Below are 13,547 nucleotides of genomic sequence, written 5' to 3' on the forward strand. Positions count from 1 at the left end.
GTGGCGGTCACGGTTCGCAAGGGGTGGCGGGCCATGATCTTATCCGGGCCGGGCGAGGTACAGGTGTTCGGGGAGGTCAAATCCCCTGTGCGGGAAGGCAGTTGAGGATGAGAAAGCGTTGACGGGGCCCGATCACGACCCTAACCTTCTGTAACTCAACCGAGCGCAGCTCGATCAATGTGCGCAAGAACCCCGCCTGTAACGAAAGAGATCAGAGACGAGCCCATTTCTCCGCCAGGCTGAGGAACCGGGCCGGGGCCCTGGGGCGACCAGGTGCACAGAGGCGGAGCGTCCGCCGTGCCGACGGGCGCCGGGGCCGGGGTGAGCGAGACCAGCGGGGGAGGAGGCGGATGAGTCTCTTCGAGGACGGCAGGCCCTTCTTGACGGCGTTGCCGGCGCAGGACCGGCGGGCGCTGCTCGCGCTCGGCCGGGGCCGTAGCTACGCGCCGGGCGAGGTCGTCCTCAGGGAGAACGACACCACCACCTTCGTGGTGGCGATCGTCAACGGCTGGGCCAGCGTCTCCCTGGAGACGGAGCGCGGCGTACGGCTCATCCTCGCGCTGCGCGGCAGCGGCGAGGTCGTCGGCGATCAGGCCGCCGTCGACCACCGCCCGCGCAGCGCCACCGTCACCGCGCTCGGCCCGGTGGACGGGATCGTCGTCCCCGGCGACCGGTTCCGCGGCTATCTGGCGGCGCGGCCCGTGGCGACCGTACTGATCATGCGGCAGTTCAGTTCCCGGCTGCGCAGCTCGGACGGCGAGCGGCGGTCCCTGGCCTCGGAGAAGGTGCTGCAACGGCTCGCCGCGCGGCTGACGGAACTGGCCGAGCGCACCGGAACCCCCGGGTCGGGCGGCGTGGACGTCGACCTGCCGCTGCCGCAGCACGACCTGGCGGCGGCCGTCGGTTCCACCCGCGAAGCGGTGGCCAAGGCACTGCGCCTGCTGCGTGAGCAGGGCGTCGTGGAGACCGGCCCCCGGCGGCTGGCCGTGCTCGACCTCGCGCTGCTGCGGCTGCTCGCCGAGGGGCGCGCGGTCGGCGGTCGCACGCCGTCGGGCCCCGTCCCCATACGTCCCGAGCAATCCCCGCCGGCTGTGTAAACGGCTACAGCCCCGCCTTACCGCCCCGGCCATGCTGCTTCATGTCGGCACGAACCAGGAGGTCCAGTGAGCACGGAAGCCTTGCACCGACTCGTCGTCAACGGAGACGTCTGCGGATCCGGACTGCTCGGCTGGCGGGCGAAGCTGCGGATGCGCGAGGCGATGTACGAGGTCTTCGAGGCCGGGTTCACCGCCGCCGGGGTCACCGAGGGGGCCTGCCACATCGAGGACCGCGGCGACGGCGTACTGGTCGCGCTCGCCCCCGACGTACCGGCCGCGCACCTGGTGGGGCCCTGGCTCGAAGGCGTCTACCAGAAGCTGCGCCAGGTCAACGAGGGGCGGCTGGAGCCGCTGCGGATGCGCGTGGCCATGCACGCGGGCCCGGTCGCCCAGGACGCCAAGGGGCTGGCCGGGCGGGCCGTGGACCTCGCCTGCCGGCTGTGCGACAGCGAGACCGCCCGCGACGTCATGCGGCTGGCCGAACGGTCGCCGCTGCTGTTCGTCGTGTCCGACTCGCTCTACCACGACGTCGTGGCGGAAGGCGGCACCTGTATCGAGCCCGAGCACTACCGCCGGGCGCGGGTGTCGGAGAAGGAGACGGACGTCGAGGCGTGGTTCCACGTTCCCCGGCTGCCGTTCCCGCCCCTTCCGGCGCAGACGTCGCACGAGGCACCGCCGTCACCGGCGGTGCCGGCGGTGCCGGCGGTGCCGGCGCGGGACCGGCCGCGCGCGACGGGGGTGCGCGCGGTCCAGGACCCGCCGCCGGAGCAGGGCGGCGGGGCGGGGCATGGGGGTACGGCCCCGCCGCCCGCTTCCGGCCCGGCGGGGGAGGGGGCAGCCGCCGGTACGGCCCCGGCACCCGCCCCGTACGCGCACAAGTACAACTTCGAGTACGTGGGCGGCGACCAGCAGACCTTCCGGAACAACACCATCCGGCCCAACGGGGACTTCGTCGGCATCAACAAGGCCCCCGCCCAGGCCCCGGCCCGTACGCCCGCCCCCGAACCGCCCGCCGCCGACGCCCCGCGCACCGGATCCGCACCGGAAGGCGGCGACAGGTGACCGATGTGGACGAGGGGGCCCCGCCCGCCGGCGAGCAGCCCCCGCCGCAGCCCGACGGCAGGCCGGGCGGCCGGGACGACGACGCGCGGACGGCCAGGGACGGCAAGGCGCCCGACGGCGACGGGCCGTCCGGGCAGCCCGAGGAGAAGCTGCGCCTGGACGCCCCCAAGGGCAGCCCGCTGGGCGGCGCGGGCGAGGCGGGCGGTGCCCGTACCGCCCGTGAGGCCCGCACCAGCCTGCACATCGAGGGCGACAGCCAGGTCTTTGACGGCAACACCTTCTACCAGACGCACGTCCGGATCGGCACCGACGACGCGTTCGTCGACGGGCCGGTGCCGGCCGAGGAACTGGAGCGCCTGGAGCGGGTCTACCGCACGCCCCCGGGTACGACGCGATGGAGACCCGGCTGCTGCGCACCCACCTGCTGGCGCTCTGCGGGGAGCCCGGCACCGGCCGTACCTCCACGGGGCTCGCCCTCCTCCGGGACGTCGCCACCGGGGTGTCCCGCCTGGACCCCGCCACCGCGCTCGACAGCGTCGGCCGGGAGAAGTTCGAGACCGGCCGCGGTTACCTGCTCGAACTGCCCGCCGAGGACGCCGGTGTGGTTCCGGCCGCCTCCGGGGGCAGCGGCCGGGACGGCGCCGACGGGCCGGGGAACGGCGCCGGACCGCGGCTTTCCGACCTGCACCTGGACCGGCTCAGCGCGCTGCTCGGCGAGCGCGGGGCGTACGGCGTCCTGGTCGTGGGCGCCGGTGACTTCGCCGACCGCCTGGTGCGCGGCCGCTACGGCGCGCAGTGCACGCCCCCGCCCGCCGACGACGTACTGAAGCAGCACGTGAAGGACCAGCTCTCCGACGTCGATCCGGGGCTGTGCCGCCTGGCCCTGGACGTCGCCGAGCGCCCCGACGTCAAACAGGCACTGGGCCTGGACGCCCTGCGGCCGGGCGAGGCGGCGCGGTTCGCCGGCCACCTCGCGGCGCACGCCAGGGGCGAGGCCGACGACGCCCAACTGCTCGCCCAGTGCGCCACGTTCGCCCCGCGCCAGGCGCGGGAATGGCTCGCCGGGGCCGACCGCCCCGGCAAGCTGCCCGAGGCACTGCCCGCCCTGCGCGCCGCGGCCCTGCGGCTCTCGCTCGCGGCCTTCAACGGCTCCGCCGAGAGCCTGGTGACCGAAGCGGCCGAACTGCTCGCCTGGGAGCTGGCCGTCACCCTCGACCCCCAGTACGCGCCGGGCCGCCCGCTGTTCACCGCGAAGACCGAGGCCCGGCTGGCCGCCGCGCGCGCCGTACCCGAGCAGGCCGTCGAGGACCTGGGCGACGCCACCATTCCCGTACGGGCGATGCGCTTCCAGGGGCGCAAGCTGGCCGTCGCCGTCCTGTACGAGGCGTGGGACGGCTACCACAACGTCCGCGGCCCGCTGACCCGCTGGCTGCGGTCCCTCTGCGACGACCAGCGCCCCCAGGTGTGGGTGCGCGCGGCCGTCGCCGCGGGCATCCTGTGCGCCCGGGACTACCTGTACGGCTTCTCCGAGGTGCTGCTGCCGCTCGCCCGCGCCGACAGCCCGGTGCAGCAGATGGCCGCGGCCACCGCACTGGCCGAGACGGCCCGCGACCCGCAGGTGCGGCCCGCCGTACGCGGCCTGCTGCGCGTATGGGCGCGCGGTGACGACCGGTCCGCCCGCGAGACCGCGGCGTTCGCGCACGGCTACGGCATGGCGGCGGGCTCGGTCGCCGAGTCCCTGGACGAACTGGCCCGCATCGGCTGCCGGGAGGACGGCGGCAAGCCGGCCGACGCCGCCTCGTACAGCGTGGCGCGGCTGCTGGCCGGGCCCGAGCCGGACGTGGTGCTGCGGCGGCTGGCCCGCTGGCTCGGCGACCCGCGCCAGAACCGGCAGAACCTCGCGCTGATGGTGGTGCTGCGCGCGCTGTCCACCCGGACCTCCCACCTGTGGGGGCTCCAGGGCGACAGCCCCGTACAGGAGGCGTACGGCTCCTGGCCGCTGGCGGCGGCCCTGGTCGCGGCCCACCCCGGCCGGGCGCCGTGGCTGGCGGACCTGGTGCACGACACGCTGAACACGGCACGGGCGGGTGCCGCGGCGCAGGAGGAGATGGGCGGCTGGATGCGGCGGGCGGCCAAGGACCCGCGGCAACTCGACGTGCTGTGCGGGTTCCTGCCGCGGCTGGTGGAGGGGCGGCGCGACCGGGACCGGTTGCTGCTGCTGGTCGCCCGGCTGGAGCGGGACGGTGACGAACCGCTCGCCCCCGGGCGGCCGCGCGGATGCGGGCGGTGCTGGAAGGAGAGGGACGACGATGACGCAAGACGGCCGGAACGGCGCGCAGCACGGCCACGGGCAGGGCCCGGGCCCCGACGCGCCCGGGGGACACGGCCAGGGGCCCGGAGGGGCGGTGCCGGGGCCACTGGTGCAGGAGTACGAGTCGTCCGGCCGGTTTCGGCGGCCCAGTGTGCAGGTGGCCGCGGTGCTCATGTACGAGAACGGCGGCCACAGCGTGGTGTGGCCGGACCACCGCGAGGACGTCAACCGGCCGCTGTTCCGCGGGGCGTTCAAGGTGATGGAGGTGCGGGTCGGCCGGCATCTGACCGAGTTCCGCACCGAACTCCCCGCGGCCGGTGACGCGGAGTCCTTCCGCGCGGAGGTGCAGGTGCGCTGGCGCGTCGTGGACGCGTACGCGGCGGTCCGCGCCAATGTCTGGGACCTCGCCCAGTACCTCTCGCCGGTCCTCCTCCGGGGGCTGCGCGGAGTGACCAGGCGCTACCGCATCAGCGAGGCGGAACGGGCCGACCGGGCGGTGGAGAACGAACTGGCGGACCTCCGCCTGGGTCACGAACTCGGCCTGGAGACCGAGGTGTTCGTGCGGATCGACCTGAGTGAACGCGGGATCAGCGCGGAGCGGCAGCGCACCGAGATCGACCACGAGGGCGACCTCGCGCGACGGCAGCACGTGGAGGCACTGAGGAAGGAACGGCAGGAACAGGAATTGATCCGGATGAGGGCCACCGAGCTGCAGGACATGCTCAGCGGTGGCGACGAGGGACAGCTCGCGTACTTCATGGCACGCGACGCCGCGCACGCGTGGGACATCCAGCAGGCGTTCCGCCGGGAGCGCCGGGAGGAGCGGGCCCTGTCGATCGAGACGGTGTTCCGCTTCGTCGACGGCGGCCTGATCGAGCGCCACGACCTCAACGACCAGACCCTGGCCGCCATCGACCTCCTGCGGTCGACGACGCGCGGTGTGGTGGGGCGGGCGGCCGACACCTTCCTGGAGCAGCCGCCGCGGCGGCGTGCGCTGGAGAGCGGCGAGGCCCGCGGAGAGCCTCGCGGCGAACAGGAACGGGTCCGCGGACGGCAGCGGATGGACTGGGCGCACGAGCCCGATCCGGAGGCCGAGCCGGACTTCGCAGCGGACTCGGGACGGGACTCCGGTCGGGACGTAGGACGGGACTTGGGCCGGGGTTCCGCGCTGGATGACGCATCGGAGCGCGACCGTATTTCCGGACCCGGCCGGGAGACGGCGTACGACGATCACGAGCCGGGGCGGCGCGGCCGTCCGGACGGGGACGGGTACGCCGACGACCGGTACGCCGGCCGCCGCGACGAGCCGCACGACGACGAGCTGTACGAGAAGGACGACCGCGGCCGCGTCTACGAGCCCGACCGCGTCCAGTCGGCCGCCGAGCGCGACGACTACCGCACCGGCCGGCCCGGGGACTTCCCCGACGACCGGTACGGAGAGCGGTACGACGACCGGTACGACGACCACCGGGACGCGCGCCGGGACGACCGGTACGACGACCACCGCGACGACCGGGAACGCCCAGCGCCGCGCCGCGGCCGCGGCGAAGGCCTGGATTGGGGAAAGTGATGGCCACCAGCGCTCCGCCCGCACCCGTACCCCCACCGACGCCCGCCCGTGGCACCGGCCCCTGCCCCTGCCCCCGGACCTGCCCCTGCCCCCGCACCACCCCAGCCACCGACCCGGCTTCCGGCACCAGCACCGGCAGCGACTTCGTCGCCGAACGCCTGCTCAAGGTCGTGCGCGAAGAGATCAACCGGGCCGACACCAAGGCGTCCGTCATGATGACCGGCGCGACCGCGGCACTGGTCCTGCTCTTCGGCCGCGACGGGCAGCTCCCGGCGCTGCCCGCCGCCCGCGCCGCCCTGCTGCTCGCCGGAGCCGCGCTGTGGGCGCTGGGCATAGCCATGTTCGTGGTGGCGGTGCTGCCCCGCACCCGCACCGCGGCGGACGGGCATCTGACCTTCTTCCCGCAGCTGACCGGCGGTGCCACCGCCGAGGCCTTGCTGCCCCGGGTGGCCCTCGCGGGCCGGGACCCCGGGCAGTGGGCCGTCGAGCAGGCCTGCGCGCTCGGCCGCATCCTCGGCGCCAAGTACCGCTGGCTGCGCTGGGGTGTCGGCTGCCTGGCGGCCGGCGGCTGCTGCGCCCTGACCGGAGGGCTGTGGTGAACGTGCCGCACCGGACCGTACCGGCGGCCGCGCGGACACGGCGCGGCGCGCGCCGCGCCATCGTCGCCGCCCTCACCGCGCTCTGCGCGACCGTGCCGCTCGGGCCGCCGCCCGCGTGGGCCGCGCCCACCGCACCGTCCGTGGGCCCCATGCCCGTCGACTTCTCCGTCGTCGTGGACGCCTCGGCGAGCATCGGCGAGGAGGCGCTGGCCCGCGAGGCCGAAGCGGCCGCGCTGATCGGCCAGGGCGAGATCTCCGACCGGTCCCGGGCGAGCGTCATCGGCTTCGGCAGCGCGGAGAAGGAAGGGCAGCAGCCCGTACGGGAAGTGTGCCCGCCCACCGTCGTCGACGCCGCCGGACGGCAGCGCATCAGCGACTGCGCCCGCCGGCTCACCGACCGCGAGGGCGCCGGCCTCGGGCCCGGGACGGACTTCCCGGCCGCCCTCACCCAGGCCCTGACCCGGCTGAAGGAGACCAGCCAGGAGGGCACGCCCAAGGTCGTCTTCCTGCTCACCGACGGCAGGCTGAACGTCGAGGACAGTCCCGCCTACGGGGCCGACCCCGCCGCCCGGAAGCAGGAGGGCGAGAAGCGGCTGCGCGAGGTCCTCGACCGGGCGCGCCGCGAGCAGGTGCAGATCTGGCCGCTGGGCTTCGGCAAGGGCATCGACGAGAAGGCCCTCCAGCAGATGGCCGACGGCGGCTACCGCAACGGCTGCGCCGACGTGCCCGGTTCCCGCCCGCGGCCGGAGGTCGTCGACGGCGCCGCGGACGTGGACAAGGCGCTCCAGGGCGCGTTCGCCGCCGCCCGCTGCGCCCGCGTGGAGGAGGGCACCAGCAGCAAGCCGCCGGGCGAGCTGGCGGTGGACATCCCGCCCATCGCGACCGACGGATCGATCACCGTCACCAAGCGCGACCCGCGGGTGACGGCCACCTACTACGACCCCAAAGGCCGCAAGGTGCCCCTCCAGGGGAGTCCGACGGTTCCCGCTTCGAAGTCAGCGGCCAGGACGGGCCGGTCGAGGCGCTGCGGGTCAAGGACCCGCTGCCGGGCACCTGGCGCGTCCGGCTGTCAGCGCCGCCGGGCCACCGGGACCAGCCCGCCACCGTACGGGCCATCTGGCAGGGCGTGCTGCGCTCGTCGGTCACCCTGGAGCCGTCGGCGCCGAGACCCGGCGAGGACGTCGTCGTACGGATGCGCCTGCAGACCCGGCGCGGCGTGGTGATCACCGATCCGGGGCAGCTGGCCGGGGTACGGGCCGCCGCCCAGCTGTCCGGTGACGGCTTCGAGCCGGTGGACGTCCCGCTGCGCGACGACGGCGAGGGTCCGGACGACCGGGCGGGCGACGTCCTGTACGGGGCGTCGGTGAAGGTGCCGGAGTCGGCCACCGGCGCGCTGCGGCTGACCGGCGCGATCGCGGCGCCCGGCGTCGTCGGGGACCGGCGGCCCTACGACACCCGGGTGTCCTCGGGCGCCGCGCTCGTGACGGCCGGTGTGACGCTGGAGGGCCACGGCGTGCACCCGGGCGGTTCGGTCGCCGGCAAGCTGGTCGCGCGGAACAACGACAGCCGTCCGCACACCCTGCGCCTCGGTCTGGCCGACCAGTCCACGGCGGCGGCGCTGCGCATCAGCCCGGCCACCGTCAGCGTCGCGCCCGGCGCGCAGGAGCCGGTGCCGTTCACCGTGTCCTTCGGCGCGGGCGCGCCCGCGGGGGACGCCGGCGGCCGGATCACCGTCACCGACCGGACCGACGGCGGCCGCGAGGTCGGCGCCGCCTTCCTGACCGTCACCGTCACCCCGGCGCCCACCTGGTGGGACCGGTGGTGGTGGGCGGTCATCGGGGGCGCCGGGCTGCTGCTCGCCCTCGCCGCCGTCGTCGCGATCCGTGTCTGGTACGGCGGTGTCCGTGGCTCGTTGCAGGGCCTGGTCCTCGAACTGTGCCGCGGAGGAGCGGCGCTGGACGAACTGGAGGTGCGGACTCCCCGTACGAAGAAGTTCTGGTTCGCGGTGGAGGACCCTTCCTCGGACCGCCCCGGCCTCCAGCTCCGCAACAAGCGCGCGGCGCGGGTGTACCGGCTCCGGCGCAAGGGCGACGGGCTGCGGCTGCGCGGGCCCGGCGGAAAGGAGCAGACCGTGTCGCGCGGCGCACCCGCCCGGCTCGAACACGACCTGGAGCTGGCCGTTCGCGGCGGAAGCCGGGCGGACCGGGACTCCGCGGGCCGGACGCGTACGGGCCCGGGCCGCCGTCCGGGCACGGCGGCCGGCTCCCGCGGCACGGCCGGTCTGTTCGGCGGGCGCGTCGGCCGGGGCGGCGCCGCGGCATCCGGCGGAGTGAACGGGCGGGGCCGGCGCGGCGCCCCGGCCAACGGCACCGGCAGACCGGCCGGGACGAGCGGTCCGGGCGGTCCGGGCGGCTCGGGCGGTTCAGGTGGTTCAGGCGGGGCGAGCGGATCGTCCGGATATGACTCCGCGTTCTGAGGCGCCCGCGCCACGGCGCCGAGGCCCGGGCGGCCGGCCGCCCGGACCACCGGCGGCACCACATCTCGCAGCACAGGCCGCCCACGACGGGCGGACGAGGGGAGCGACGACATGAAGATCTACCAGCCCATGCTGTTCGTGGGGCTGGGCGGCACCGGCGCCCGCATCGGCGCCGAACTGGAGCGGAACCTGCGCCGCGAACTGTGCGGCCCGGACGGTACCGACCTGGTCGGCCGCGGCAAGCAACGGGTCCCCTTCCAGCTGCCGGACTGCCTGCAGTTCGTCTACGCGGACTTCAGCGAGGCCGAACTGGACCGCCTGCCGCACCTGAGCGCCCGCGGCCCGGAGTCGGCGGCGTTCGCCCGTACCTCCCGGGCCGTGCACAACCTGCTGCCCACCTACGACAACTCACCCGAGATGACCCGGATGCTGCGCATCGCGCAGCACGAGGAGACCGTGGGCTGGCTGCCGCCACGGGTCGACGAGCCCCGGGTCTCCCCGCTGCACACCGGCGCGGGCCAGCTGCCCACCGTCGGCCGGGCCGCGCTGTTCGCCACCCTGCGCAACGGCCCCGATCAGGTGCTCGGCCCGCTGCGCGCGGCGATCGACGCGCTCAGCAAGTCGGCGGGCGACCTCCAGGAGCTGGGCGGCGGTCAGATCCGCGGCTACGACGTGTTCGTGGCGTTCTCCGTCGCGGGCGGCACCGGCGCCGGCATCTTCTACGACTTCCTGCACCTGCTCGGGCACGCCTTCCACTCGGTGAACCTGCCCGGCGCGAAGATCTACCCGCTGGTCGTGATGCCGTCCGCGTTCCCGCCGGAGGCCGGCGGCGGCCGGGAGGCCGAACTCAACGCGGCGCGCGCCCTGGTGGACCTCTCGCACCTGGTCGACGACCAGAACGCGGCGGACGCCACCGCCGACCTCGGCGACGTGGAGCAGCGCGGCTCGCTGAGCGTGAAGTACCCCGACATGGTGCCGGTCAGCCTGCGCACCTCCACCGTCCAGACGGCGTTCCTCTTCAGCCGTACCGCCGGTATGCGCTCCGACGACCTGCGCCGCTCCATCACCGCCATGGTGACCTCGCTGATCGGCACCGACCTGGGCGAGGAGAACGGCCGCGGACGCGCCGACGACGCCTACCAGTCCTTCGCCGCCAGCTTCGTCAACCGCGGGGCCAGCCGGTCGGCGGCCGCCGCCACCGGTATCGGCCTCCAGGGCATGTCCACCAGCCTCGCGGCCTCCATGACCGTCCCCGTCGACGAACTCGCCGAGATCGTCGCCGCCCGGATGCTGGCCTGCGCCGTCCGCGGTCTGCTGGAGCGCGCCCGCCAGGGCGGCGAGGACCACCGCGCCCTCGTCGTCGAGGCGTTCAAGGAGTCCGGCATCGAGGACGTGTGGATCCGGGAGCCGCGGCCGGTGCGGGCGCCCGAGCAGGTGCCCAAGGGCGTGCGGGCGATCAGCCAGGAGCTGAACGACCGGCGCGCCAACATGGAGCACCAGCTGCGCGCGCTCGACAAGGACCTCGCCCGCCGCACGGTGGAGAGCGCGGAGCGCTTCAACCCGCACCGCGGATTGCTCCACCTGCTCAAGGAGCACGACCCGTTCCGGCTGGAGCGGGTGTTCACCGGCAACCCCGGCGACCGCGACCGGGTGGCCCGGGAGGGCTTCTCGGGGATGCTCGACAACCGGCGCAACCGTCCCGAGCGCCCCGAAGGAGTGGGCACCGACGCGCCGCAGGTGCCGCGCATCGGCCGCCGGATGGGCGGCGTGGTGCCCGCGCGCTGGGGCGACCCCGAGGTGGAGAACGCCATCCAGGAGCAGGACGCCTGGTACCGCTGGGCGACCAACCGGACGTGGCACGAGCGGTGGAAGGCGCAGGAGTCCCGCTGGCGGCCGATCGCCGACCGGACCATGAAGGAACTCGCCGCGCTGGTACGGGCCTTCCGCGACCACGAGGAGGGGAGAACGGCCTGTTCCGCGAGCGGCGCCGGGAGCTGTACCGCGAGGACCGTACGGGCGTGTCGTACCTCCTGCCGCCGCAGAACTCCCTTGACGCGTTCTACGACGACGTCCTGACCCGCCTCCTCCAGCGCGAGGGCCTCCCGGACAGCCAGGACGAGGCCACCCTGCTCGTCCGCATCGTCGAACCGCGGCACTGGGAACGCGCCCTGGAAGCCGTCCAGCGCTCGCCGCGCGCCGTCGTCAAGGAGGTCAAGCAGGTCCTGGAGGGCCGGATCAAGAAGCTGTTCGGCGAGGCCGGCGTGCACCACGAGCGGCCGCTGCTGCCGTCCCTCGGCGACCTCCTCGCGGCGGCCTCCGGGGACGAGGAGGCCGCCGACGCGGTCGACGAGAAGTGGCTGGAGCAGTTCCGCTCCCAGCTGGCCGGGCTGCTGCCGGCCGGGTTCACCCCGGACGGCACCGGCAAGCTCAAGACCCTCATCGTCCGCCCGCAGACCAAGGCCAAGGGCAGCGTGGACCGCTTCCTGGAGCAGTCGCTGCTGCTGCCGCGCGACGAGAACCGGCTGCCGCCCGAATTCCGCGCCGTGGTCACCGAGTCGATCACCGTCGTGCTGTTCCGCAGCGAGATGAGCCTGACCGACATCTCCGAGGTACGGCAGGTGCTGCGGCTGTGGGGCCGGGCCAGGGACCGCGAGGGCCGCGAGGACCACCTCCAGTGGCGGCAGCGCACCGGCTACCGCGACTCCTGGCTCGCCAGCACGGAGAGCGACCGGCAGCGGGTGCTGCAACGCATGCTGAGCGCCATGTGGAACGGGCGCGTCGAGGTGACCGGCGACCCGCTCTCCCCGGAGTCCGTCTGCTTCCGGCTGCGCGGCGGCGACTCGGCCACCATGACCCTCGCCCTCCAGCCGTACGACCGGGACGTCTCCAGCTGGTCCGACCTGCTGCGGGCGTACGAGCGGTGGGCGCTGCTGGACGCCGGATCGGCGGTCAAGGACTTCTGCTCGGTGCTGATGGAGTCCCTGCCGGAAGGGCTGAGCACCACACCGCGGGAGCCGGACCGGCTGTTCTGGACTTTCCTGCGCCGGGTGGCCCCGGCGGAGGCGGCCCGGCTGCGGCAGCGCGCCCACGACCTGAGCGAGGACGAGCAGGACTGGATCGAGCCGCTGCTCCACTTCTGGACCACGACCCTGGACGGCGCCCTGGACCTGCGCTTCCCCAGGAGCCTGCGGGCCAACCGGCCCTCGCTGCGCGCCCTGGCCCAGGCGCAGGACCAGCTGCGGGAGTCCGGCACCGCCGCGTCGCGCCTGCACCAGGCCAACGGCCGCGATCCGGCCGGCGACACGCGTACGCGGCGGACCCGGCCGTACGAACCGGACCCGCACGAGCCGCCGCCCCGTCGGGCGGAGGACCAGCACGAGCCGCATGCGAAGGATCCGCACGGGTCGCAGTCGCACGACCCGCACGACCCGCACGACCCGCGTACGAAGGATCTGCGCGAGCCGCGGTCGAAGGACCCGCACGGGCCGCAACCGAAGCCCGGCGGCGCGTACCGCCCGGAGGACGCGGCCGGGCACGACCTGTGGGCCGACCCGTGGGACGACGAGCCGAGGGAGGAGGACCTGCTGTGAGCGCCCGCACCGCCACCCCGGTCGTCACCCTCGACCTGCGGGGCGACCACGCCGGCCTGGACGGTGCGGACGGCCTGCACCGCGCCGTCCGCACCGCGCTGGGCGGCGGTGCCCCCGCCCAGGAGGCCGAACGCTTCCTGCTCGTGGACACCGCCACCGGACTCGCCCGCCACCAGCGCGTCTACGAACAGGTCCTCGCCTACGGCACCGGCCACGCGCTGTGCGTCGCGGTCGGCGCCCCGCCCGCGGAACCGGGTGACGGCGTCGCGGTGCCACCCGCGCCGACGCCCTGGGCCCTGGACCGGCCCTCCCCGCTGCGCCCGCCCGCCGTCGGCGTGCTGTGGATCCTCGACCCGCACTGCGGCACGGCGGCCGCCCCCGCCCCGGACGAGGACGAGGGCGCCCTGCGCCCGCTCCTCGAACTCCTCGCCGCCCCCGCGGTGTTCGACGCCGTCCTGAACGCGGTCTCGGGCCTGCCCGACGGCGTGGCCGTACCCGCCCTGCGCGTCCTGGAGCACGACCTTTCGCACACGGCCCGCGACCGGGTCTGGCGGCAGGCGCTGGCCGGCCTGGTCGGGCAGGACGACCCCGGCGGCCGGATCGCGGTCACCGAGGCGGGCGGGGTGCCCGCCGTCCTGGCGCCGCTGGTCGGCGCCGCGACGACCGAGCCCGTGCGCGGCAAGGACTGGCGGCGGCCGGGCGGCGAGGCCGACGAGCGCCACCGGTCCTGCGAGTCGGCGCTGCTGAGGGCCGAGGACGCGTACGGGCGGCAGCGCGGCGCGGGCGGCCTGCTGCGCGGCGCGGCCGGGGACGCGGACCTCGCCGAGAGCCTCGACGCGGCC

8 protein-coding genes are annotated in these 13,547 nt (G+C 75.2%); all 8 read left to right on the plus strand.

Features of this window, described 5'->3' with window-relative positions:
• The first annotated feature begins 350 nt into the window (after positions 1 to 350).
• A complete protein-coding gene (locus tag ACEXOX_RS36215; protein ID WP_406525067.1) occupies positions 351 to 1,097 on the plus strand; it encodes a Crp/Fnr family transcriptional regulator in 747 nt (248 codons plus the stop codon).
• 66 nt (positions 1,098 to 1,163) lie between these two features.
• Complete coding sequence (locus tag ACEXOX_RS36220) at positions 1,164 to 2,159, plus strand: hypothetical protein (RefSeq protein ID WP_406525068.1); 996 nt, start codon at positions 1,164 to 1,166, stop codon at positions 2,157 to 2,159.
• 394 nt (positions 2,160 to 2,553) lie between these two features.
• Positions 2,554 to 4,791: a hypothetical protein gene (locus ACEXOX_RS36225; protein ID WP_406525069.1), complete on the plus strand. Its 2,238-nt coding sequence runs from the start codon at positions 2,554 to 2,556 to the stop codon at positions 4,789 to 4,791.
• Positions 4,792 to 6,039: 1,248 nt separating this feature from the next.
• A complete protein-coding gene (locus ACEXOX_RS36230; protein WP_406525070.1) occupies positions 6,040 to 6,639 on the plus strand; it encodes a Pycsar system effector family protein in 600 nt (199 codons plus the stop codon).
• Complete coding sequence (locus tag ACEXOX_RS36235; RefSeq protein WP_406525071.1) at positions 6,636 to 7,862, plus strand: vWA domain-containing protein; 1,227 nt, start codon at positions 6,636 to 6,638, stop codon at positions 7,860 to 7,862. The genes ACEXOX_RS36230 and ACEXOX_RS36235 overlap by 4 nt, the downstream gene beginning before the upstream one ends.
• Entirely contained in the window at positions 7,766 to 9,115 is a 1,350-nt protein-coding gene (locus ACEXOX_RS36240) for a hypothetical protein (protein WP_406525072.1), read from the plus strand. The genes ACEXOX_RS36235 and ACEXOX_RS36240 overlap by 97 nt, the downstream gene beginning before the upstream one ends.
• A gap of 111 nt (positions 9,116 to 9,226) precedes the next feature.
• Complete coding sequence (locus tag ACEXOX_RS36245; RefSeq protein WP_406525073.1) at positions 9,227 to 11,191, plus strand: tubulin-like doman-containing protein; 1,965 nt, start codon at positions 9,227 to 9,229, stop codon at positions 11,189 to 11,191.
• The gene (locus ACEXOX_RS36250; RefSeq protein WP_406525074.1) at positions 11,134 to 12,705 is read left to right on the plus strand and encodes a hypothetical protein; all 1,572 of its coding nucleotides are present in this window, start codon (positions 11,134 to 11,136) and stop codon (positions 12,703 to 12,705) included. Before ACEXOX_RS36245 ends, ACEXOX_RS36250 begins: the two co-directional genes overlap by 58 nt.
• Positions 12,706 to 13,547: the final 842 nt, after the last annotated feature.

Source organism: Streptomyces sp. Ac-502 (genome assembly GCF_045222935.1).
In the GTDB taxonomy this organism is placed as follows: Bacteria; Actinomycetota; Actinomycetes; order Streptomycetales; family Streptomycetaceae; genus Streptomyces; species Streptomyces monomycini.

Coding starts and splice junctions, on each gene's coding strand:
- ACEXOX_RS36215 (WP_406525067.1), top strand. CDS start 351: ATGAGTCTCTTCGAGGACGGCAGGCCCTTCTTGACGGCGTTGCCGGCG.
- ACEXOX_RS36230 (WP_406525070.1), top strand. CDS start 6,040: ATGGCCACCAGCGCTCCGCCCGCACCCGTACCCCCACCGACGCCCGCC.
- ACEXOX_RS36245 (WP_406525073.1), top strand. CDS start 9,227: ATGAAGATCTACCAGCCCATGCTGTTCGTGGGGCTGGGCGGCACCGGC.
- ACEXOX_RS36225 (WP_406525069.1), top strand. CDS start 2,554: ATGGAGACCCGGCTGCTGCGCACCCACCTGCTGGCGCTCTGCGGGGAG.